Genomic DNA, 21,419 nt, shown 5'->3' with positions numbered 1-21,419 from the left:
GCCCTCTTGCGTACGTGGTGCAGCGGCCGTCAGGCCGTGCGCAGCGACTCCGTGAACGCCTTGCAGGCGGCGTAGTCGGGCAGCAGACCCGTCTCGACGGCCTGCGCCAGCGACGGCGCGGCCTCGTCGCGGGCGGACAGCAGCGGGACCTCCGCCGGCCAGTCGATGCCCAGGTCGGGGTCGAGCGGGTGCACCGAGTGCTCGCCGGTCGGGTTGTAGGTCTCGGAGCAGAGGTACGACAGGGTGGCGTCGTCGGTGAGGGCGCAGAAGCCGTGGCCCATGCCCTCGGGGATGTAGACCGCGCGGCGGTCGGTGTCGTCAAGGCGGACGCCCTCCCACCGGCCGAAGGTCGGCGAGCCGACCCGCAGGTCGACGATGACGTCGAGCACGGCGCCGCGCACGCACGTCACGTACTTCGCCTGGCCGGGCGGCACGTCGGCGAAGTGGATGCCGCGGACGACGCCGCGGGAGGAGACCGACAGGTTGGCCTGGGCCAGCTTCAGCGGGTGGCCGGTGAGTTCGGCGAGCCTGTCGAAGCGGTACCACTCGGTGAACAGGCCGCGCGGGTCGCCGTGCAGCTGCGGGGTGACCTCGAAGACGCCCTCGAGGGAGAGTTCGCGGAACTTCACTTGGCCGCCTCCTCGTCGAGCAGGTTCAGCAGGTACTGGCCGTAGCCGCTCTTGAGCAGGGGCTCGGCCAGCGTGCGCAGCTGCGCGTCGTCGATCAGGCCGGCCCGCCAGGCGGCCTCCTCGATGCAGCCGATCTTGAAGCCCTGGCGCTCCTCGATGACGCGGACGAACTCGGAGGCCTGGACCATGGAGACGAAGGTGCCGGTGTCCAGCCAGGCGGTGCCGCGGTCGAGGATGGTGACGTTGAGCTCGCCGGCCTGGAGGTAGGCGTCGTTGACGGCGGTGATCTCCAACTCGCCGCGGGCGCTGGGCTTCAGGCCCCTGGCTATCTCCACGACGCGGTTGTCGTAGAAGTAGAGGCCGGGCACGGCGTAGCGGGACTTCGGCTTGGCCGGCTTCTCCTCGATGGAGATGGCCTGGCCCTTCTCGTCGAACTCGACGACGCCGTAGGCCGTCGGGTCGGCGACGGGGTAGGCGAAGACGCGGCCGCCCTTGGCACCGGTGTGCTCGGCGAGGCGCGTGCCGAGGCCGCTGCCGTGGAAGATGTTGTCGCCGAGGATCAGGGCGACGGACTCGTCGCCGATGAAGTCGGCGCCGAGGACGAAGGCCTGGGCGATGCCCTCGGGGCGCTCCTGGACCGCGTACTCCAGCCGCAGGCCGAACTGGGAGCCGTCGCCGAGCAGCCGCTCGAACTGCGCCCGGTCCTCCGGCGTGGTGATGACGAGAATCTCACTGATTCCGGCCATGACCAGGGTGGAGAGCGGATAGTAGATCATCGGCTTGTCGAAGACGGGGAGCAGCTGCTTCGAGACTGCCCGGGTCAGCGGCCAGAGTCGGGATCCGGTTCCGCCGGCCAAGAGAATTCCACGCATGGGCACAACCCTATGCGAGAGCAAGCGGAGTGAGGCGCTCCGGGCCGGTGGGGTGGTAGGACAAGCGGCTAGACTCTTCGTACTATGCGCATCCTCGTGACCGGCGGCGCCGGCTTCATCGGTTCAGAATTTGTTCGCCAGCAGCTCGGTGCGGATGCATCGGCCCAGATCACGGTCTTCGACAAGCTGACCTACTCCGGAGTCGAAGCCAACCTCGCGCCGGTCGCGGACCACCCCGGTTACAAGTTCGTCAAGGGCGACATCTGCGACGCCGAAGCCGTCGACGCGGTGATGCCCGGTCACGACGTGGTGGTGCACTTCGCCGCCGAGTCGCACGTCGACCGCTCCATCGCCGGCGCCGGCCCGTTCGTCATGACCAACGTCGTCGGCACCCAGGTGCTGCTGGACTCCGCACGCAAGCACGGCGTCGGCCGCTTCGTGCACATCTCCACCGACGAGGTCTACGGCTCCATCAGCGAGGGCTCCTGGACCGAGGAGTGGCCGCTGGTCCCCAACTCCCCGTATTCCGCCTCGAAGGCCTCCTCCGACCTGCTGGCGCTGGCGTACGCGCGCACGCACGGCATGGACGTCGTGGTGACCCGCTGCTCCAACAACTACGGGCACTACCAGTTCCCGGAGAAGGTCATCCCGCTGTTCGTCACCAACCTGATGGACGGCCGGAAGGTCCCGCTGTACGGCAACGGCGGCAACGTCCGCGACTGGCTGCACGTCTCCGACCACTGCCGGGGCATCGACCTGGCGATGCGCAAGGGCCGCGGCGGCGAGGTCTACAACATCGGCGGCGGCACCGAGCTCACCAACAAGGAGCTCACCGGCGTCCTGCTGGAGGCCGCCGGCCTCGGCTGGGACATGGTCGAGCACGTCGAGGACCGCAAGGGCCACGACCTGCGCTACTCCATCGACATCAGCAAGATCAACGCCGAGCTGGGCTACGAGCCGCAGGTCCGCTTCGAGGACGGCATCGCGCAGACCATCGCCTGGTACCGCGAGAACCGCGGCTGGTGGGAGCCGCTCAAGGACAAGGCAGCGCTGCAGAAGTGACCGCCTCCGCCACCCCCGCCGTGCCGTCCGCCGCCGGGCGCTGGGTCGTCACCGGCGCCGCCGGCATGCTCGGCCGGGACCTCCTCGCCGTACTGGAGGACGCCGGGATCGAGGCGGCCGGCCTGCGCCGCGCCGACCTCGACGTCACGGACGCCGCCGCCGTCCGGGCAGCCGTCGAGGGCGCCGCCGTCGTCGTCAACTGCGCCGCCTGGACCGACGTCGACGGCGCGGAGACCGCCGAGGACGCCGCCACCGCCGTCAACGGCACCGGCGTCCGCGTCCTCGCCGCCGCCTGCGCCGACGCCGGCGCGCGCCTGCTGCACGTCTCCACCGACTACGTGCTCCCCGGCGACGCCTCCGAGCCGTACCGCGAGGACGCCGAGACCGGCCCGCTCAACGCGTACGGCCGCAGCAAGCTCGCGGGCGAGCGCGCCGTCGCCGAACTGCTCCCGCAGGACGGCTACACCGTCCGCACCGCCTGGCTGTACGGCGAGCACGGGCCGAACTTCGTCGCGACCATGCTGAAGCTGGCCGCGCAGCGCGACACCCTCGACGTCGTCGACGACCAGCACGGCCAGCCCACCTGGTCCCGCGCGCTCGCCCACCGGCTCGTCGAGGTGGGCCTCGCCGCCCTCGCGGGCCGCGCCCCGGCCGGCGTCTACCACGGCACCGCGAGCGGCCGCACCACCTGGTTCGGACTGGCCCGCGAGGCCTACCGGCTCGCCGGCCTCGACCCGGAGCGGATCCGCCCCACCACCTCCGCGGCCTTCGTCCGCCCCGCGGCGCGCCCCGCGTTCAGCGTGCTCGGCCACGACCGCTGGGCCGAGGCCGGCCTGGCCCCGCTCGCCGACTGGCGCGAGCAGCTCGCCGAGGCGCTGGCCACTCCCGAGTTCACCCGGCTCGCCGCCGGGGCCCGCGAGGGCAGTACGGGATGAAGGCCCTGCTGGGCAAGGCCACCGCGGCGCTGCCGCCGGGCACCGTCGCGGTGGCCGGCGGCACCGTCGTGCTGGGCGCGGCCTCGTACGTCCACCTGGGCGTGGCCGGGCACAGCCTCTCCACCGAGGCCATGGCGAACGTCTCCGTCCTGTGGACGATCGTGATGTCCGTCGGCATCGGCGTGTTCTTCCCCGTCGAGCAGGAGCTCACCCGGATCGTCGCCGCCCGCACGGTCCTCGGCCAGGGCGCCGCCCCCGTGCTGCGCCGGGCCACCCTGATGACCGCGGCGATGCTCGGCGCGACCCTGCTCGTCCTCGCCCTCGGCGCCGGCCCGATCGCCGACCTCCTCTTCCAGGGCGACCGCGGCCTGGTCGCCGCGCTCGGCGGCGCCTTCACCGGCATGGCCGTCTGCTACCTGACGCGCGGCGTGCTCGCCGGCCTCGGCCGGTTCGGCGCGTACGGGCTCCAACTCGGCCTCGACGGCGGCCTGCGGATCCTCCTCGCCTTCGGCTGTGCAGTGCTCGGACTGGACTCCGCGCTCGCCTTCAGCCTCGTCCTCGCGCTCGCGCCCGTCGCCGCGATGCTCGTCACGCTGCCGCCGCTGCTGCGCGCCGCCGGGCCCGGCGGCGCCGTCTCCTGGCGGGAGCTGACGGGCGGTCTGGGCCTGCTGATCCTCTCGACGCTGCTGTCGCAGGTCGTCGTCAACGCCGCGGTGATGAGCACCAAGCTGCTCGCCCCGACCGACAGCGTGCTGATCGCCGCCCTGCTCAACGCCCTCGTCCTGGCCCGTGTGCCGCTGTTCGTCTTCGGCTCGCTCCAGGCCTCGCTGCTGGGCGGGCTCACCGCCGCGTTCACCGCAGGCGACAGGGCGGCGTTCTCGGCGATGCTGCGCCGGATCGCCGTCGTCGTCGGCATGCTCGGCCTGGCCGGCGGCATCCCCGCGACGGCGCTCGGCCCCTGGCTGATCGAGGTCCTCTTCGGGGCCCGCCCCGTCCTGGGCTGCCTCGACTTCTTCCTGCTGTCCGCCGGCACCGTGGCGTACATGTTCGCGATGGTGCTCGGCCAGGCGCTGATGGTCTTCAAGCGGCACCACCTGCAGCTGCTGTGCTGGGCCGTCGGCACCGCCGTCCTCGTGGGCGTCACCTTCGCGCCGGGCGAGGTGGCCCTGCGCGTCATCCTGGCCTACGCCCTCGGCTCCCTGGCGACCGTGCTCGGTATGCTGGCCGTGCTGAGGCTGAGGTTCCCCGGGGCTCCGGGCGCAACCGGGGGGTCCGGGCACGAGGGCGCCGCACGCCCGCTGGGCGCCGGGGCGGTCGGGGAGTGACCATGCCGGCCCACGACGTCCCACCGATCAACGCGCACGCGAACGTGCCACTTTCCGCTGGAGCTACCGTGTCCCAATACGACGATGTCTGGCTGGTCATACCGGCCTATAACGAGGGCCAGGTGATCGCCGGGGTCGTCGAGGATGCGCGCAAGACGTTCCCCCACATCGTCGTCGTCGACGACGGCAGCACCGACGACTCCGCCGAGCACATCGCCACCACCGGCGCCCACCTGGTGCGCCACCCGGTCAACCTCGGCCAGGGCGCCGCCCTGCAGACCGGCCTGAAGTACGCCCTGGCCCAGCCCGGCGCCCGCTACTTCGCCACCTTCGACGCGGACGGCCAGCACCAGACCGCCGACGTCGAGAAGATGGTCGAGGTCCTGCGCCGCGACGAGGCCGACGTCGTCCTCGGCTCCCGCTTCATCGAGCAGAACGGCCAGGTGCCGTGGATCAAGCGGGTCGTGCTGCGCACCGCCGCCGCCGTCAGCCCGACGGCCCGCAAGCTGAAGCTGACCGACGCGCACAACGGCCTGCGCGTGCTGAGCCGCAAGGCCGCCGAGCAGCTGAACATCACCATGAACGGCATGGCGCACGCGTCGGAGATCGTCGGCTTCCTCGCCGGGTCCGACCTGCGCGTCGCGGAGGTCCCCGTGGACATCCTCTACACCGAGTACTCGCGCGCCAAGGGCCAGTCCCTGATCAACGGCGTGAACATCGTCTTCGACATCACCATGCGGGAGCGTGACCGCTGATGAAGTACTTCTGGATTCAGCTGCTCCTCATCGCGGGCTCGCTGTCGATGGCCCTGGTCTTCATACGGACCTGGGGCCAGGCCAAGAACCGGGCGTGGAAGCGCATCGCGTTCTCCGTGTTCGTCGTCGTCAACGTCTACGCGGTGCTCCGCCCGACGGACGTCACCTGGCTCGCCCACAAGCTCGGCGTCGGCCGCGGCACCGACCTCGTGCTGTACGTGATGGTGCTGGCGATGGGCTTCCTGACGCTCAACACCTTCCTGCGCTTCCGCTCGCTGGAGAAGAAGATCACCGACCTGGCCCGCACGGTCGCGCTCAACGAGGGCGCCCGCCACAACGACGAGCGCCTCGGCAAGCCCGAGGAGGGTGCCGGCGCCGGTGCCGGCTCCACGAAGGTGAAGGCCTGACACCGTGGCGACGTTCGACTTCATGCTCCCCTACTACGGGGACGTGCAGCTGATGCAGGACGCCGTCCGCAGCGTCCTGGCCCAGACGGACCCCGACTTCCGCCTCGTCGTCATCGACGACGGGAAGGAGCCGGACGTCCCGGGCTGGTTCGAGTCGCTCGGCGACCGCCGCGTCACCTACCTGCGCAACGAGCAGAACCTCGGCATCACCAGGAACTTCCAGAAGTGCGTCTACCTCTCCGAGGCCGACCACGTCGTCATCATGGGCTGCGACGACCTGCTGCACCCCCACTACCTGGAGACCGTCCGCGGCATCCTCGCGGAGCACCCGGGCATCGGCATGGTCCAGCCCGGCGTCGAGGTCATCGACGGCGAGGGCAGGCCGGCCCACGGACTCGCCGACCAGGCCAAGCGGCGCCTGTACGCCCCGCAGGTCGACGGCCGGCGCGTGATGGGCGGCGAGGAGCTCGCCACCAGCGTGCTGCGCGGCAACTGGCTGTACTTCCCGTCGATCTGCTGGCGCGGCGACGCCCTCCGGAAGATCAACTTCCGGGACGAGTACAGCGTCATCCAGGACCTGGCACTCGTCGTCGACCTCCTGGAGGCCGGCGAGGACATGGTCGTCGACGAGTCGACGACCGTCTTCCGCTACCGCCGCCACGCCGTCAGCGAGTCCTCGCTCCAGGCGTTCTCCGGCACCCGCTTCACCGAGGCCGAGCGGTACTTCTCCGCCGTCGCCGCCCGCATGGACGCCCGCGGCTGGCACAAGGCCGCCAAGGCGGCCCGCTTCCGCAGCGCCTCCCGCCTCCACGCGATCACGATGCTGCCGGGCGCGCTGCGCCGCGGGAACCGCGAAGGCCTGCGTACGCTCGCGCGGCACGCGTTCACGGCCGGACAGCGAGCCGACTGACGCCCCGCACACCCCAGACCGCGGCCCCCCCCCGGCCCCGCCGCGCGGTTCCCCCCGCATCCGGATTGGACGGACATGACACACCTGGCCCCCGAGGCCATCGCAGAGCCCGGTGCCACGCGCGGCGGCACCGCAGCCGGAACGAGGACGGGGGCCGGCCCGGCCGCGGCGGCCGCCGGGCGCCTGCGGGAGTGGTTCTCCCGCCGCTGGGTGCGCGCCCTCGCCGAGGCGGTCGTCAGCCTGGCGGCCGCCCTCGGCTTCATGCTGCTGAGCCGGCACATCGTGGTGAACCCGATCGTCCGCCTCGGACAGGTCAGCGGCCTCGCCGCGCTCCAGAAGTACGCGGCCGTCCTCGGCCTGCCGCTCCTCGCCCTCCTCCTCTACACCGCCTACCGCGGCTCGGCCCGGCGGCACGCCCTGGCCAAGCGCCTGGTGTGCGCGGCGCTGGCCGGCCTGGCCACCGGCATCATCGCCGGCGGGGTCGTCGTCGCCCTGCGCGGCACGCCCCACCCGCTCGGCGGGCAGGACGGCGACCCGGGCGTCCTGATCGCCATGGCCAACTCGTTCCTCCACGACGAGGGGATGTCGGGCATCTACCCGCCCGCCTTCCCGGCCCTGATGGCCCTCTGGGCCAAGATCCGCTACCACGGCCGCGGCGAGACCGGCTTCGCCCTGCACGACCTGCAGATCTTCTTCACCGCGGTCGCCGGGCCGATGGCGTACCTCGCCTGGCGGACCCTGCTGCGCCCCTTCTGGGCGCTGCTCATCGCGGTGCCGGCGGCCGTGCTGTTCCTCGACCCGATCCGCCCGTACAGCCACGTCGTCATGATCGTGCTGCTGCCGCTGCTGGGGTACTGGCTGCGGCAGATGCGCCGGCCCGAGGGCCGCACCACCCGGCAGCTGGTGCTGCGCGGGGCCGGCTTCGGCGTCGTCTTCGGCGCCCTGTTCCTGTGGTATTCCGGCTGGTACGTGTGGGCCGCCCCCGGCGTCGCCGTCCTCGCGCCGTTCCTCTTCCCGTGGCGCCGCGGCGGCGGGGCCGCCCGCAAGGCCGGCCTGTTCGTCGGCTCCACCGTGGCCGTGGCCGGGGCCGTCGCCTCGCCGCTGCTGTACCAGATGGTGCGGCTGGGCGCGGAGAACCCCGACCGGTACGCGTTCCTCTCCGTGTACGCCGACCCCGGCTACGTCCTCGGCTGGGTCTCGGACCGGTCCGGGACGCTGACGTACCAGACCTGGCCGGCCGCCGGCGAGATGGCCGGGCAGAGCGGCTTCGCCCTGCTCCTGCTGTTCGCCGTGGGCCTCGGCCTGGGCCTGGGGCTGCGGAGCATCATGGTCCGCACGGCGGCGGCGGTCCTCGCGGGGGCCTGGTTCGCCCGCTTCTGGTTCGCCTCGCAGATGGCCCACGAGAAGGCCGTGCAGCTCTACCCCCGCACCACCTGGATCATCATGTACTGCCTGATGATCCTGGCCGTGCTCGGCATGATGGCCGCCGTCGGCCGCGGCTCCGGGTGGGTCGAGCGGACCCTGCGCCCGCGGACCGGCCCGGACGGCGGCCCGCCCGCGGGCCGGGTCGTCCCGCAGCGCGTGGTGCGCCAGCTCGCCGCCGGCATGATCTGCGTGACCGCCCTGTTCGCGGCGATGGGCGCCTCCTGGTCGGTCAACCGCTACATGCCCTCGCAGGACGTCGACCAGATGGGCATCGACGCCTACCGGGCGCACACCCTGAAGGAGCGCGACGGCACCTGCCCGCGCTACTCGCCCGTCAAGGGGGAGTGCGAGGACATCAAGAAGCGGGACTGGAAGCCCGCCCCCATCCAGGACTTCATCTGGTGCGCGGGCATCCTGGCCGACGAATGGCCGTCCGTCTGCGGGCACAGGGCGCCCGAGGGCGTCCGGTCGCGGACGGACATCGAGCGGGACCGGATGGCGGAGCTCGCCGAAGCCGTCAGGAAGGCCGAGGCCGCGAAGAAGGCCGAGTCCGGGAAGAAGTAGGCGCCGCCGGAAGGCTGCCCGGGCCCCCGGCCCACCGCGTGCGCGCGGCGGACCGGGGGCCCTCGCGTTCCCTCCCTCCCGGCAGCCGCCCGGACCCCACCCGATCCCCTGTTCGAGCGGGCAAGTAGCATCCGCCCCAACAACCGTGTCTTCACCGGGTCGTACGGGCCCAAGGGGTGGGAAGGACAACGTGAAACTGAATCGTGTACGGGGGACGGCTCTGGCTGCCGTGCTCGGTGCCGCCGCGGTCCTGGGCGTCCAGGCCACGGCGGGCGCCGAGCCGGGGCCCGGGGCAGGCACAGGCGGATCGACGGCCTACAGCAGCAAGTCGAAGGCCAGGGGGCCGGTCGCGAGCGAGGTGCACAAGCTCGCGCTGAAGGCCAAGGGCGCCGGCGAGGCCGGTCTCGCCCGGCAGGACACCGAGCCGTTCGGCCTCCTCGGCGTCTCCTGGACGGACCCGGCAGCCAAGGTCGAGGGGACCATCGAGGCCCGCGCCCGCGACGCCCGCACGGGCAAGTGGTCGCGCTGGATCGAACTGGAGCCCATCAAGCCCGGCATGGACGGGCCGCGCCCCGGCGCGAAGGGTGCGACCGAGCCCGTGTGGGTCGGCGCCTCCGACGGCGCCGAGGTCCGCGTCAAGGGCGGAGCGATACCCGCCGGCATGGAGCTCAACCTGGTCGACCCGGGCGGCAAGGCCGGCGCCGCCGAGCGCAGCGGCACCCTGAACGCGGACCCGGCGGCCTTCGCCGCGACCACCGCGGAACCGGGACCGCCGTCCACCGCCCCCAAGCCGGCCGTCGTCACGCGGCAGGAGTGGGGCGCCGACGAGTCCCTCAACGACGAGGGGCCGATCTACCTCCCCGGGGGCCAGGTCAAGGCCGTCTTCGTCCACCACACCGCGGACACCCAGCCGTACGACTGCTCGCAGTCGGCCGCGATCGTCCAGGGCATCCACGTCTACCACGTGAAGACCAACGGCTGGCGCGACCTCGGCTACAACTTCCTCGTCGACAAGTGCGGCACGATCTTCGAGGGCCGGCAGGGCGGAATCGACCAGCCCGTCCTCGGCGCGCACACCTACGGCTGGAACGCCGAGTCGGCGGGCATCGCCGTCCTCGGCGACTACACCTCCGGCGGGAGCAGCCCGGCCGCCCAGGCGGCGATCGCCCGTATCGCCGCGTACAAGCACGGCCAGTACGACAGCGACATGAACGGCACCGCCATGCTGACCGCGGGCGCCACGCAGGTCAACTTCTTCGGCAAGTCCTTCACCGCCGGGCAGGCCTACCCGTTCAAGGCGGTCTCCGGGCACCGGGACGGCTTCAACACGCAGTGCCCGGGCAACCAGCTCTACGCGCAGCTCGACGCGGTCCGCGCCGCCGGCCCCGCCGCACAGCTGAAGGCGACCACCCTGAACGGCAAGCCCGTCCAGCCGGGCACCGTCCACCAGACCGGCGGCCCGGTCATCCTGGAGTGGAGCACCAGCACGCCCAGCGACCGGCTGGCGAAGTTCGAGCTGCTGGTCGACGGCTCCCCGGTCGCGACCGTGCCGGGCACCGCCCGCTCCGCCGGCGCGGTGCTGCCCTCCGGCAGCCACCAGGTCGAGGTCCGGGCCACCGCGGCGAACGGCGCCGTGTCCACCTCGCTGCCGGTCAGCGTCCTCGCCGAGGTCAGCCCGGCCACGTTCGTGCCGGTCACCCCGAAGCGGCTGATGGACACCCGCGAGGGCCTCGGCGTGCCGAAGGCCCAGGTGGGGCCGGGCGGCACGGTCACCCTGCCCGTCGCGGGCGTCCAGGGCGTCCCGGCCACGGGCGTCACGTCCGTCGTGCTGAACGTGACGGCGACCAACCCGACGGAGGCGAGCTTCGTCTCGGTCTACCCGAACGGCATGACGCGCACCAGCGCGTCGAACCTGAACTTCACCGCCGGCCGGACCATCCCCAACCTGGTGGTCGTCCCCGTCGTCGACGGCAAGGTGAACTTCTACAACAACCAGGGCCGGGTCGACCTGATCGCGGACATCACGGGCTACTTCGCTGCGGGGTCGGCGGGCTCGTCGCACTTCAACATCGGGCCGAAGCGGCTGATGGACACCCGTGAGGGCCTGGGTGTGCCGAAGGCGCCGGTCTCGGGCGGCGGCACGGTGACCCTGCCGGTGGCGGGCGTGCAGGGCGTCCCGGCGACGGGTGTGACCGCGGTGGTGCTGAACGTGACGGCGACCAACCCGACGGACTCCAGCTTCGTGTCGGTCTACCCGAGCGGGACGACCCGTACGAGTGCGTCGAACCTGAACTTCACCGCCGGCCAGACCATCCCGAACCTGGTGGTCGTGCCGGTGGTGGACGGCAAGGTGAGCTTCTACAACAACTCCGGCCGGGTCGACCTGATCGCGGACATCACGGGCTACTTCGCTGCGGGGTCGGCGGGCTCGTCGCACTTCAACATCGGGCCGAAGCGGCTGATGGACACCCGTGAGGGCCTGGGTGTGCCGAAGGCGCCGGTCTCGGGCGGCGGCACGGTGACCCTGCCGGTGGCGGGCGTGCAGGGCGTCCCGGCGACGGGTGTGACCGCGGTGGTGCTGAACGTGACGGCGACCAACCCGACCGAGGCGAGCTTCGTGTCGGTGTACCCGAGCGGCACGACGCGCACGAGCGCCTCGAACCTGAACTTCACGCCCGGCCTCACCATCCCGAACCTCGTGGTGGTGCCGGTGGTGGACGGCAAGGTGAGCTTCTACAACAACTCCGGCCGGGTCGACCTGATCGCCGACATCACGGGCTACTTCGCCCAGTGACCTGAGGAAACGATTCCGCGCGGAAACGATGCGGCGGGGGCCTTCCGGACATGACCCGGGAGGCCCCCGCCGCCGTACGCGCTGCTCCGGGCCGGGCGGGCTCGCCGCGTGGCGCTGTTTGACCACTCACCGTGGCGGGGTATTCTCTTCCGCCCGATTGGCCAGGTGTGCGCCTCGTATGGCAGACTACTCAAGTTGCTCGGCTGAGTGTCGATGCTGCGCGCCTCCCGCCGGGAGGACCGGAAGCGAGTCCCACGGTACTCGTCGCCTTTATCTGCCCCCCGGGGCAGCAATGGGGCGGAAGTACGGGAATCTTCCGGGAAGCGTCAGCACGGTGCCGGCCAGGCGCTCGGCGGGTGTTCCTCCCCCGAATCGCGGTCCTGGGACCGCACCCCCTTGGACAGGGAGTTTCCGTATGGGAATTTTCTGAGAGGGAGTGCGACACGCCCGACCGCGTGGGTCGGAGAGGAGCGGTGGAGGGATCCACAGCCGGCCGAGGGCCAGAGCGTTTCCACAAGAGACAGGACTACGGAGTAGCCATGGCGGGACAGAAGATCCGCATCCGGCTCAAGGCCTACGACCACGAGGTCATCGACTCCTCGGCGAAGAAGATCGTCGAGACGGTGACCCGCACTGGTGCGTCGGTCGCGGGCCCGGTGCCGCTGCCCACTGAGAAGAACGTGTACTGCGTCATCAAGTCGCCGCACAAGTACAAGGACTCGCGCGAGCACTTCGAGATGCGCACGCACAAGCGCCTGATCGACATCCTCGACCCGACGCCCAAGACCGTTGACTCGCTGATGCGCCTGGACCTTCCGGCCGGCGTCGACATCGAGATCAAGCTCTGAGAGGCGTCGAGAAGATGGCAAAGCAGATCAAGGGCGTCCTGGGCGAGAAGCTCGGCATGACCCAGGTCTGGGACGAGAACAACCGTGTCGTCCCGGTCACCGTCGTCAAGGCCGGCCCCTGCGTCGTCACCCAGGTCCGTACCAACGACACCGACGGCTACGAGTCGGTCCAGATCGCCTTCGGCGAGATCGACCCGCGCAAGGTGAACAAGCCCCTCAAGGGCCACTTCGCCAAGGCCGACGTCACCCCCCGCCGCCACCTGGTGGAGCTCCGCACCTCCGACGCCGCCGAGTACACGCTCGGCCAGGAGATCACCGCGGCCGTGTTCGAGTCCGGCGTCAAGGTTGACGTCACGGGCAACAGCAAGGGCAAGGGCTTCGCCGGTGTCATGAAGCGGCACAACTTCCGGGGCCTCGGCGCCGGCCACGGTGTGCAGCGCAAGCACCGCTCCCCCGGTTCGATCGGTGGCTGCGCCACCCCTGGGCGCGTCTTCAAGGGCGTGCGCATGGCTGGTCGTATGGGCAACGAGCGCGTCACCACCCAGAACCTGACCATCCACGCGGTGGACGCGGAGAAGGGTCTGCTCCTCATCAAGGGCGCGGTCCCCGGTCCGAACGGCGGCCTCGTCCTGGTCCGTACCGCGGCCAAGGGGGCTTGAGGTAATGAGCACCATTGACATCCTTTCGCCGGCAGGCGACAAGGCCGGTACCGTCGAGCTCCCCGCGGAGATCTTCGACGCGAAGACCAGCGTTCCGCTGATCCACCAGGTCGTCGTCGCGCAGCTGGCTGCGGCCCGTCAGGGCACGCACAAGACCAAGACCCGCGGCGAAGTCCGCGGTGGCGGCAAGAAGCCGTACCGCCAGAAGGGCACCGGCCGCGCCCGTCAGGGTTCGACCCGCGCTCCGCAGTTCGCCGGCGGTGGCGTCGTCCACGGCCCCGTGCCGCGTGACTACTCGCAGCGGACCCCGAAGAAGATGAAGGCCGCCGCCCTCCGCGGTGCCCTCTCGGACCGTGCGCGCCACTCCCGCATCCACGTCGTCACCGGCGTGGTCGAGGGTGACGTCTCCACCAAGGCCGCCAAGACGCTGTTCGGCAAGATCACGGAGCGCAAGAACCTGCTCCTGGTCGTCGAGCGCTCCGACGAGGCCGCGTGGCTGTCCGCCCGCAACCTGCCCCAGGTGCACATCCTGGAGCCGGGCCAGCTGAACACGTACGACGTGATCGTCTCCGACGACGTGGTCTTCACCCAGGCCGCGCTGGAGTCCTTCGTGTCTGGCCCCAAGGCCGATGAGACCGAAGGGAGCGACGCCTGATGTCCGAGGCGACCGTTACCAGCAAGACCTTCACTGACCCGCGCGACCTGCTGATCAAGCCGGTCGTCTCGGAGAAGAGCTACGCGCTTCTCGACGAGAACAAGTACACGTTCATCGTCGCGCCCGGCGCCAACAAGACCCAGATCAAGCAGGCCGTCGAGGCGGTCTTCTCGGTCAAGGTCACCGGGGTCAACACGATCAACCGCCAGGGCAAGCGCAAGCGCACCCGCACCGGTTTCGGCAAGCGTGCCAACACCAAGCGCGCCATCGTGACCCTCGCTGAGGGCGACCGTATCGACATCTTCGGCGGCCAGGCCTCCTAACGGAGTCCTGAGTCGTCCGGAATCGGACGAGGACTGAGAAATGGGTATCCGCAAGTACAAGCCGACGACCCCGGGCCGTCGTGGCTCCAGCGTCGCCGACTTTGTCGAGATCACGCGGTCCACGCCGGAGAAGTCGCTGGTCCGCCCCCTGCACAGCAAGGGCGGCCGTAACAACACCGGTCGTGTGACCGTTCGCCACCAGGGCGGTGGCCACAAGCGCGCCTACCGCGTGATCGACTTCCGTCGTCACGACAAGGACGGCGTGCCGGCCAAGGTCGCGCACATCGAGTACGACCCCAACCGCACCGCGCGCATCGCGCTGCTGCACTACGCCGACGGCGAGAAGCGCTACATCATCGCGCCGCGCGGCCTGCAGCAGGGCGACCGGATCGAGAACGGCCCGACGGCCGACATCAAGCCCGGCAACAACCTGGCGCTGCGCAACATCCCGGTCGGTACGACCATCCACGCCATCGAGCTGCGTCCCGGCGGCGGTGCGAAGTTCGCCCGCTCCGCGGGTGCCTCCGTGCAGCTGCTTGCGAAGGAGGGCACCATGGCCCACCTCCGCATGCCGTCCGGTGAGATCCGTCTCGTCGACGCCCGCTGCCGCGCCACGGTCGGCGAGGTCGGCAACGCCGAGCAGTCGAACATCAACTGGGGCAAGGCCGGCCGCATGCGCTGGAAGGGCGTCCGCCCGACCGTCCGCGGTGTCGCGATGAACCCGGTTGACCACCCGCACGGTGGTGGTGAGGGCAAGACCTCCGGTGGTCGCCACCCGGTCTCCCCGTGGGGTCAGAAGGAGGGTCGTACTCGTTCGCCGAAGAAGGCTTCGAACAAGTACATCGTCCGCCGCCGCAAGACGAACAAGAAGCGCTAGGAGCGGGTTTAGATGCCGCGCAGTCTCAAGAAGGGACCCTTCGTTGACGGCCACCTCCTGAAGAAGGTGGACGCTCAGAACGAAGCCGGTACCAAGAACGTCATCAAGACCTGGTCCCGTCGCTCGATGATCATCCCCAGCATGCTGGGTCACACGATCGCGGTGCACAACGGCAAGACGCACGTCCCGGTGTTCGTCACCGAGTCCATGGTCGGCCACAAGCTCGGCGAGTTCTCGCCGACTCGCACCTTCCGCGGCCACGTCAAGGAAGACCGGAAGTCGAAGCGCCGCTAGAAGCGGGGTGGGAACGACTATGACTTACACCGAAGGGACAACCATGGAAGCCAGGGCCCAGGCGCGGTACATCCGCGTCACGCCCATGAAGGCCCGCCGCGTGGTGGACCTCATCCGTGGCATGGATGCCACGGAGGCTCAGGCGGTCCTGCGTTTCGCCCCGCAGGCCGCGAGCGTGCCGGTCGGCAAGGTGCTGGACAGCGCCATTGCCAACGCCGCGCACAACTACAACCACACGGACGCCTCCTCGCTGTTCATCAGCGAGGCGTTCGTTGACGAAGGCCCGACCCTGAAGCGGTTCCGTCCGCGCGCCCAGGGCCGTGCCTACCGGATCCGCAAGCGGACCAGCCACATCACCGTGGTCGTCAGCAGCAAGGAAGGAACCCGGTAATGGGCCAGAAGGTAAACCCGCACGGGTTCCGGCTCGGCATCACCACCGACTTCAAGTCGCGCTGGTACGCCGACAAGCTGTACAAGGACTACGTCAAGGAAGACGTCGCCATCCGTCGGATGATGACGTCCGGCATGGAGCGCGCCGGCATCTCCAAGGTCGAGATCGAGCGCACCCGTGACCGCGTGCGTGTGGACATCCACACCGCTCGTCCGGGCATCGTCATCGGCCGCCGCGGCGCCGAGGCCGACCGCATCCGCGGCGACCTCGAGAAGCTCACCGGCAAGCAGGTCCAGCTGAACATCCTCGAGGTCAAGAACCCCGAGCTCGACGCCCAGCTGGTTGCCCAGGCCGTTGCCGAGCAGCTGTCCTCCCGCGTCTCCTTCCGCCGTGCCATGCGCAAGAGCATGCAGGGCACCATGAAGGCCGGCGCCAAGGGCATCAAGATCCAGTGTGGCGGCCGTCTCGGCGGCGCCGAGATGTCCCGGTCCGAGTTCTACCGCGAGGGCCGTGTGCCGCTGCACACCCTGCGCGCGAACGTGGACTACGGCTTCTTCGAGGCCAAGACCACCTTCGGCCGCATCGGCGTGAAGGTCTGGATCTACAAGGGCGACGTCAAGAACATCGCCGAGGTTCGCGCCGAGAACGCTGCGGCCCGCGCGGGTAACCGCCCGGCCCGTGGCGCCGGCGCTGGCGACCGTCCCGCTGGCCGTGGTGGCCGCGGTGGCGAGCGCGGCGGCCGTGGTGGCCGCAAGCCGCAGCAGGCTGCTGCTGCCGAGGCCCCCAAGGCCGAGGCCGCTGCCGCCGCTCCGGCCGAGAGCACCGGAACGGAGGCCTGACCGACATGCTGATCCCTCGTAGGGTCAAGCACCGCAAGCAGCACCACCCCAAGCGCGGCGGTGTCTCCAAGGGCGGCACCGAGGTCTCGTTCGGCGAGTACGGCATCCAGGCGCTGACCCCGGCGTACGTGACGAACCGCCAGATCGAGGCGGCTCGTATCGCGATGACCCGCCACATCAAGCGTGGCGGCAAGGTCTGGATCAACATCTACCCGGACCGTCCGCTGACGAAGAAGCCCGCCGAGACCCGCATGGGTTCCGGTAAGGGTTCCCCGGAGTGGTGGATCGCGAACGTGCACCCGGGCCGGGTCATGTTCGAGCTGTCCTACCCGAACGAGAAGATTGCGCGTGAGGCTCTGACTCGTGCGGCTCACAAGCTGCCGATGAAGTGCCGGATCGTCAAGCGCGAGGCAGGTGAGTCGTGATGGCGGCCGGAACCAAGGCATCCGAGCTGCGTGAGCTGGGCAACGAGGAGCTCGTTGCCAAGCTGCGCGAGGCCAAGGAAGAGCTGTTCAAGCTCCGTTTCCAGGCGGCCACGGGCCAGCTGGAGAACAACGGCCGGCTCAAGTCCGTCCGTAAGGACATCGCCCGGATCTACACCCTGATGCACGAGCGCGAGCTCGGCATCGAGACGGTGGAGAACGCCTGATGAGCGAGAAGAACGTGACTGAGAAGACCGAGCGCGGTTTCCGCAAGACCCGTGAGGGTCTGGTCGTCAGCGACAAGATGGACAAGACCGTCGTCGTCGCCGTTGAGGACCGCGTCAAGCACGCGCTGTACGGCAAGGTCATCCGCCGTACGAACAAGCTCAAGGCCCACGACGAGCAGAACGCTGCCGGTGTCGGCGACCGTGTCCTCATCATGGAGACGCGTCCGCTGTCGGCGAGCAAGCGCTGGCGCATCGTCGAGATCCTCGAGAAGGCCAAGTAATCACCTGAGGGGACTTCCCTCAGGTTCGTTCCGCCAGGCTCGGTGGGGGCCCGCCTCGCAGTGAGGCCCCCGCCGGGAACCGGCAGACAATCAGGAGATAGACGTGATCCAGCAGGAGTCGCGACTGCGTGTCGCCGACAACACTGGTGCCAAGGAGATCCTTTGCATCCGTGTTCTCGGTGGCTCCGGTCGCCGCTACGCGGGCATCGGTGACGTCATCGTCGCCACCGTCAAGGACGCGATCCCCGGTGGCAACGTGAAGAAGGGTGACGTCGTCAAGGCGGTCATCGTTCGCACCGTCAAGGAGCGCCGCCGCCAGGACGGCTCGTACATCCGCTTCGACGAGAACGCCGCCGTCATTCTGAAGAACGACGGCGACCCTCGCGGCACCCGTATCTTCGGCCCCGTCGGCCGTGAGCTGCGCGAGAAGAAGTTCATGAAGATCATCTCGCTCGCGCCGGAGGTGCTGTAAGCATGAAGATCAAGAAGGGCGACCTGGTCCAGGTCATCACCGGCAAGGACAAGGGCAAGCAGGGCAAGGTCGTCGCGGCCTTCCCCGCCGAGAACCGCGTCCTCGTCGAGGGTGTCAACCGGGTCAAGAAGCACACCAAGGCTGGGCAGAACCAGGCCGGCGGCATCGTCATCACCGAGGCCCCCGTCCACGTGTCCAACGTCCAGCTGGTCGTGGAGAAGGACGGCAAGAAGGTCGTCACCCGCGTCGGTTACCGCTTCGACGACGAGGGCAACAAGATCCGCGTTGCCAAGCGCACGGGTGAGGACATCTGATGGCTACCACTCCGCGTCTGAAGACGAAGTACCGCGAGGAGATCGCGGGCAAGCTGCGTGAAGAGTTCCAGTACGAGAACGTCATGCAGATCCCCGGCCTCGTCAAGATCGTCGTGAACATGGGTGTCGGCGACGCCGCCCGTGACTCGAAGCTGATCGACGGCGCCATCCGCGACCTCACCACGATCACCGGTCAGAAGCCGGCCGTCACCAAGGCCCGCAAGTCCATCGCGCAGTTCAAGCTGCGCGAGGGTCAGCCGATCGGTGCCCACGTCACCCTCCGTGGCGACCGCATGTGGGAGTTCCTGGACCGCACCCTGTCGCTCGCGCTGCCGCGCATCCGCGACTTCCGCGGCCTGTCCCCGAAGCAGTTCGACGGCCGTGGCAACTACACCTTCGGTCTCACGGAGCAGGTCATGTTCCACGAGATCGACCAGGACAAGATCGACCGCGTCCGGGGTATGGACATCACCGTGGTGACCACGGCGACCAACGACGCTGAGGGCCGCGCGCTCCTCCGTCACCTCGGCTTCCCGTTCAAGGAGGCGTAAGCGAGATGGCGAAGAAGGCTCTCATCGCGAAGGCTGCCCGCAAGCCCAAGTTCGGTGTGCGTGCTTACACGCGCTGCCAGCGCTGCGGCCGTCCCCACTCCGTGTACCGCAAGTTCGGCCTGTGCCGCGTGTGCCTCCGTGAGATGGCTCACCGTGGCGAGCTGCCGGGCGTGACCAAGAGCTCCTGGTAATCCCTTCACCCCTTGGGTGTTGAGGGTTCCGGACGCTCTCGGTAAGCATCTGGGTCGGCGGAGTGCCCAGCCCCATGGCGTAGGCTAGTGGGGTTGGGCGTCCGCCGCCCGTCGACTTACTACGCCGTAGGTCCCCGCGCCGCACCCGTCCCGCCCCTGTGTGGGGAGAGGGATGGCGCATACAGGAAACCCCGGCGAGAGAGGCCGAAGGCCGATTCATGACCATGACTGACCCGATCGCAGACATGCTCACTCGTCTGCGTAACGCTAACTCGGCGTACCACGACTCTGTCGTGATGCCGCACAGCAAGATCAAGTCGCACATCGCGGAAATCCTCAAGCAGGAGGGTTTCATCACCGGCTGGAAGGTCGAGGACGCCGAGGTCGGCAAGAACCTCGTCCTCGAGCTGAAGTTCGGTCCGAACCGCGAGCGCTCGATCGCCGGCATCAAGCGAATCTCGAAGCCGGGTCTGCGTGTCTACGCGAAGTCCACCAACCTGCCGAAGGTCCTCGGCGGCCTGGGCGTGGCGATCATCTCCACGTCCCACGGTCTCCTGACCGGCCAGCAGGCGCAGAAGAAGGGCGTGGGTGGGGAAGTCCTCGCCTACGTCTGGTAGTCGGGAACGGAGGAAAAGCTATGTCTCGTATCGGCAAGCTCCCCATCCCGGTTCCCGCCGGCGTGGACGTCACCATCGATGGCCGCACGGTCGCGGTGAAGGGCCCCAAGGGTCTCCTCTCCCACACCGTTGCCGCCCCCATCGAGATCGTTAAGGGCGAGGACGGCGTTCTGAACGTCACCCGTCCGAACGACGAGCGTCAGAACAAGGCCCTCCACGGCCTGTCCCGCACGCTGGTGGCCAACATGATCACCGGTGTGACCCAGGGATACACCAAGGCGCTCGAGATCAGCGGTGTCGGTTACCGCGTGGCCGCGAAGGGCTCCGCCCTGGAGTTCCAGCTCGGCTACAGCCACCCGATCCTGGTGGAGGCCCCCGAGGGCATCTCCTTCAAGGTCGAGTCGCCGACCAAGTTCTCGGTCGAGGGCATCGACAAGCAGAAGGTCGGCGAGGTCGCCGCCAACATCCGCAAGCTGCGGAAGCCCGACCCGTACAAGGCCAAGGGCGTCAAGTACGCGGGCGAGGTCATCCGCCGCAAGGTCGGAAAGGCTGGTAAGTAAAGCCATGGCATACGGTGTGAAGATCGCCAAGGGCGACGCTTACAAGCGCGCTGCGAAGGCGCGCCGCCACATCCGCATCCGCAAGAGCATCTCGGGTACGGCGGAGCGTCCGCGCCTCGTCGTGACCCGCTCGAACCGCGGTATCACCGCCCAGGTCATCGACGACCTCAAGGGTCACACCCTTGCGTCGGCGTCGCACCTGGACGCGTCGGTCCGCGGCGGCGAGGGTGACAAGTCCGCGCAGGCCAAGCAGGTCGGCCTTCTGGTCGCCGAGCGCGCCAAGGCCGCCGGTGTCGAGGCCGTCGTGTTCGACCGCGGTGGCAACAGGTACGCCGGGCGCATTGCCGCTCTGGCTGACGCCGCCCGCGAAGCCGGGCTGAAGTTCTAAGCCCCGGTTCCGGGACTCACGGACGTAACAGAGAGAGGTAATCCAATGGCTGGACCCCAGCGCCGCGGCAGCGGTGCCGGTGGCGGCGAGCGGCGGGACCGGAAGGGTCGCGACGGTGGCGCTGCCGCCGAGAAGACCGCTTACGTTGAGCGCGTTGTCGCGATCAACCGTGTCGCCAAGGTTGTGAAGGGTGGTCGTCGCTTCAGCTTCACCGCGCTGGTCGTGGTGGGCGACGGTGACGGCACCGTGGGTGTCGGTTACGGCAAGGCCAAGGAAGTTCCCGCGGCCATCGCCAAGGGTGTCGAGGAGGCGAAGAAGAACTTCTTCCGCGTCCCCCGCATCCAGGGCACCATCCCGCACCCGGTTCAGGGCGAGAAGGCTGCGGGCGTCGTCCTGCTGAAGCCTGCTTCCCCCGGTACCGGTGTTATCGCCGGTGGCCCGGTGCGCGCCGTTCTGGAGTGCGCCGGCGTTCACGACATCCTGTCGAAGTCGCTCGGCTCCGACAACGCGATCAACATCGTGCACGCGACCGTGGCGGCCCTCAAGGGCCTGCAGCGTCCCGAGGAGATCGCGGCCCGCCGCGGTCTGCCGCTCGAGGACGTCGCCCCCGCGGCTCTTCTCCGTGCGCGTGCTGGGGCGGGTGTCTGATGGCCCGCCTCAAGATCACGCAGACGAAGTCGTACATCGGCAGCAAGCAGAACCACCGCGACACCCTGCGTTCGCTCGGGCTCAAGCGCCTGAACGACGTGGTCGTCAAGGAGGACCGCCCCGAGTTCCGCGGCATGGTGCACACCGTCCGCCACCTCGTGACGGTTGAGGAGGTTGACTGATC

The 21,419-nt window shown here is 69.6% G+C and carries 30 protein-coding genes; 28 read left to right on the top strand and 2 right to left on the bottom strand.

Features of this window, described 5'->3' with window-relative positions; translation table 11 throughout:
* Positions 1–29: 29 nt before the first annotated feature.
* Complete coding sequence (gene rfbC, locus MUK52_RS12510) at positions 30–629, bottom strand: dTDP-4-dehydrorhamnose 3,5-epimerase (RefSeq protein WP_114053727.1); 600 nt, start codon at positions 627–629, stop codon at positions 30–32.
* Positions 626–1,501 (bottom strand): glucose-1-phosphate thymidylyltransferase RfbA, encoded by an 876-nt coding sequence (gene rfbA, locus MUK52_RS12505; protein ID WP_114058416.1) that lies wholly within the window; start codon positions 1,499–1,501, stop codon positions 626–628. Before rfbA ends, rfbC begins: the two co-directional genes overlap by 4 nt.
* 84 nt (positions 1,502–1,585) lie before the next feature.
* On the opposite strand from rfbA, the gene rfbB reads away from it, so the two are divergent.
* From rfbB to rpmD, 28 genes are all read left to right on the top strand, one after another.
* Positions 1,586–2,563 carry a dTDP-glucose 4,6-dehydratase gene (gene rfbB, locus MUK52_RS12500; RefSeq protein WP_114053728.1) on the top strand — a complete coding sequence of 326 codons (978 nt, stop codon included), beginning with the start codon at positions 1,586–1,588 and terminating at the stop codon, positions 2,561–2,563.
* Complete coding sequence (gene rfbD, locus MUK52_RS12495) at positions 2,560–3,498, top strand: dTDP-4-dehydrorhamnose reductase (protein WP_284576257.1); 939 nt, start codon at positions 2,560–2,562, stop codon at positions 3,496–3,498. Before rfbB ends, rfbD begins: the two co-directional genes overlap by 4 nt.
* Complete coding sequence (locus MUK52_RS12490) at positions 3,495–4,823, top strand: lipopolysaccharide biosynthesis protein (RefSeq protein WP_216827052.1); 1,329 nt, start codon at positions 3,495–3,497, stop codon at positions 4,821–4,823. Before rfbD ends, MUK52_RS12490 begins: the two co-directional genes overlap by 4 nt.
* Positions 4,824–4,891: 68 nt before the next feature.
* Positions 4,892–5,578 (top strand): glycosyltransferase family 2 protein, encoded by a 687-nt coding sequence (locus MUK52_RS12485; protein ID WP_216827053.1) that lies wholly within the window; start codon positions 4,892–4,894, stop codon positions 5,576–5,578.
* Entirely contained in the window at positions 5,578–5,985 is a 408-nt protein-coding gene (locus MUK52_RS12480) for a DUF2304 domain-containing protein (protein WP_114053730.1), read from the top strand. The genes MUK52_RS12485 and MUK52_RS12480 overlap by 1 nt, the downstream gene beginning before the upstream one ends.
* Before the next feature lie 4 nt (positions 5,986–5,989).
* Entirely contained in the window at positions 5,990–6,895 is a 906-nt protein-coding gene (locus tag MUK52_RS12475) for a glycosyltransferase family 2 protein (RefSeq protein WP_114053731.1), read from the top strand.
* A 75-nt stretch (positions 6,896–6,970) separates the two neighbouring features.
* Positions 6,971–8,884 (top strand): hypothetical protein, encoded by a 1,914-nt coding sequence (locus MUK52_RS12470; protein ID WP_114053732.1) that lies wholly within the window; start codon positions 6,971–6,973, stop codon positions 8,882–8,884.
* A gap of 190 nt (positions 8,885–9,074) precedes the next feature.
* The gene (locus MUK52_RS12465) at positions 9,075–11,678 is read left to right on the top strand and encodes an N-acetylmuramoyl-L-alanine amidase (protein WP_284576256.1); all 2,604 of its coding nucleotides are present in this window, start codon (positions 9,075–9,077) and stop codon (positions 11,676–11,678) included.
* 539 nt (positions 11,679–12,217) lie between these two features.
* Positions 12,218–12,526 carry a 30S ribosomal protein S10 gene (gene rpsJ, locus MUK52_RS12460; RefSeq protein ID WP_003948644.1) on the top strand — a complete coding sequence of 103 codons (309 nt, stop codon included), beginning with the start codon at positions 12,218–12,220 and terminating at the stop codon, positions 12,524–12,526.
* A gap of 14 nt (positions 12,527–12,540) precedes the next feature.
* Positions 12,541–13,185, top strand: a complete 645-nt coding sequence (gene rplC, locus MUK52_RS12455) for a 50S ribosomal protein L3 (RefSeq protein ID WP_114053734.1) — start codon at positions 12,541–12,543, stop codon at positions 13,183–13,185.
* Positions 13,186–13,189: 4 nt separating this feature from the next.
* A complete protein-coding gene (rplD, locus tag MUK52_RS12450; protein WP_114053735.1) occupies positions 13,190–13,840 on the top strand; it encodes a 50S ribosomal protein L4 in 651 nt (216 codons plus the stop codon).
* On the top strand, positions 13,840–14,163 hold the full coding sequence (gene rplW / locus MUK52_RS12445; RefSeq protein ID WP_114053736.1) for a 50S ribosomal protein L23: 324 nt from the start codon (positions 13,840–13,842) through the stop codon (positions 14,161–14,163). Before rplD ends, rplW begins: the two co-directional genes overlap by 1 nt.
* A gap of 40 nt (positions 14,164–14,203) precedes the next feature.
* On the top strand, positions 14,204–15,040 hold the full coding sequence (gene rplB, locus MUK52_RS12440) for a 50S ribosomal protein L2 (protein WP_114053737.1): 837 nt from the start codon (positions 14,204–14,206) through the stop codon (positions 15,038–15,040).
* 12 nt (positions 15,041–15,052) lie between these two features.
* Positions 15,053–15,334 carry a 30S ribosomal protein S19 gene (rpsS, locus tag MUK52_RS12435; RefSeq protein WP_114053738.1) on the top strand — a complete coding sequence of 94 codons (282 nt, stop codon included), beginning with the start codon at positions 15,053–15,055 and terminating at the stop codon, positions 15,332–15,334.
* A gap of 43 nt (positions 15,335–15,377) precedes the next feature.
* Positions 15,378–15,725 carry a 50S ribosomal protein L22 gene (rplV, locus tag MUK52_RS12430; protein WP_030201575.1) on the top strand — a complete coding sequence of 116 codons (348 nt, stop codon included), beginning with the start codon at positions 15,378–15,380 and terminating at the stop codon, positions 15,723–15,725.
* Entirely contained in the window at positions 15,725–16,564 is an 840-nt protein-coding gene (gene rpsC, locus MUK52_RS12425) for a 30S ribosomal protein S3 (RefSeq protein WP_114053739.1), read from the top strand. Before rplV ends, rpsC begins: the two co-directional genes overlap by 1 nt.
* Positions 16,565–16,569: 5 nt before the next feature.
* Entirely contained in the window at positions 16,570–16,989 is a 420-nt protein-coding gene (gene rplP / locus MUK52_RS12420; protein ID WP_114053740.1) for a 50S ribosomal protein L16, read from the top strand.
* Positions 16,989–17,213 carry a 50S ribosomal protein L29 gene (rpmC, locus tag MUK52_RS12415; protein ID WP_114053741.1) on the top strand — a complete coding sequence of 75 codons (225 nt, stop codon included), beginning with the start codon at positions 16,989–16,991 and terminating at the stop codon, positions 17,211–17,213. The genes rplP and rpmC overlap by 1 nt, the downstream gene beginning before the upstream one ends.
* Complete coding sequence (gene rpsQ, locus MUK52_RS12410; RefSeq protein WP_079429300.1) at positions 17,213–17,494, top strand: 30S ribosomal protein S17; 282 nt, start codon at positions 17,213–17,215, stop codon at positions 17,492–17,494. The genes rpmC and rpsQ overlap by 1 nt, the downstream gene beginning before the upstream one ends.
* 103 nt (positions 17,495–17,597) lie before the next feature.
* The gene (gene rplN / locus MUK52_RS12405; protein WP_003956455.1) at positions 17,598–17,966 is read left to right on the top strand and encodes a 50S ribosomal protein L14; all 369 of its coding nucleotides are present in this window, start codon (positions 17,598–17,600) and stop codon (positions 17,964–17,966) included.
* Positions 17,967–17,968: 2 nt separating this feature from the next.
* On the top strand, positions 17,969–18,280 hold the full coding sequence (gene rplX / locus MUK52_RS12400) for a 50S ribosomal protein L24 (RefSeq protein WP_114053742.1): 312 nt from the start codon (positions 17,969–17,971) through the stop codon (positions 18,278–18,280).
* On the top strand, positions 18,280–18,831 hold the full coding sequence (rplE, locus tag MUK52_RS12395) for a 50S ribosomal protein L5 (protein ID WP_114053743.1): 552 nt from the start codon (positions 18,280–18,282) through the stop codon (positions 18,829–18,831). The genes rplX and rplE overlap by 1 nt, the downstream gene beginning before the upstream one ends.
* Before the next feature lie 5 nt (positions 18,832–18,836).
* Entirely contained in the window at positions 18,837–19,022 is a 186-nt protein-coding gene (locus tag MUK52_RS12390) for a type Z 30S ribosomal protein S14 (RefSeq protein WP_003956452.1), read from the top strand.
* Positions 19,023–19,240: 218 nt separating this feature from the next.
* Positions 19,241–19,639, top strand: coding sequence for a 30S ribosomal protein S8 (gene rpsH / locus MUK52_RS12385; protein WP_042812335.1), 399 nt, complete (start codon positions 19,241–19,243; stop codon positions 19,637–19,639).
* 20 nt (positions 19,640–19,659) lie between these two features.
* On the top strand, positions 19,660–20,199 hold the full coding sequence (gene rplF / locus MUK52_RS12380) for a 50S ribosomal protein L6 (RefSeq protein ID WP_114053744.1): 540 nt from the start codon (positions 19,660–19,662) through the stop codon (positions 20,197–20,199).
* 4 nt (positions 20,200–20,203) lie between these two features.
* Positions 20,204–20,587 (top strand): 50S ribosomal protein L18, encoded by a 384-nt coding sequence (gene rplR / locus MUK52_RS12375; protein ID WP_114053745.1) that lies wholly within the window; start codon positions 20,204–20,206, stop codon positions 20,585–20,587.
* 45 nt (positions 20,588–20,632) lie between these two features.
* Entirely contained in the window at positions 20,633–21,235 is a 603-nt protein-coding gene (gene rpsE / locus MUK52_RS12370) for a 30S ribosomal protein S5 (RefSeq protein WP_114053746.1), read from the top strand.
* Positions 21,235–21,417 (top strand): 50S ribosomal protein L30, encoded by a 183-nt coding sequence (gene rpmD / locus MUK52_RS12365; RefSeq protein WP_005313525.1) that lies wholly within the window; start codon positions 21,235–21,237, stop codon positions 21,415–21,417. The genes rpsE and rpmD overlap by 1 nt, the downstream gene beginning before the upstream one ends.
* The last annotated feature ends 2 nt before the right edge of the window (positions 21,418–21,419 follow it).

This window comes from Streptomyces sp. 2P-4 (assembly GCF_030167965.1).
Classification (GTDB): Bacteria; Actinomycetota; Actinomycetes; order Streptomycetales; family Streptomycetaceae; genus Streptomyces; species Streptomyces globosus_A.
Note: the sequence above shows the minus strand (reverse complement) of the source record. Positions and strands in the feature narration are given on the sequence as shown.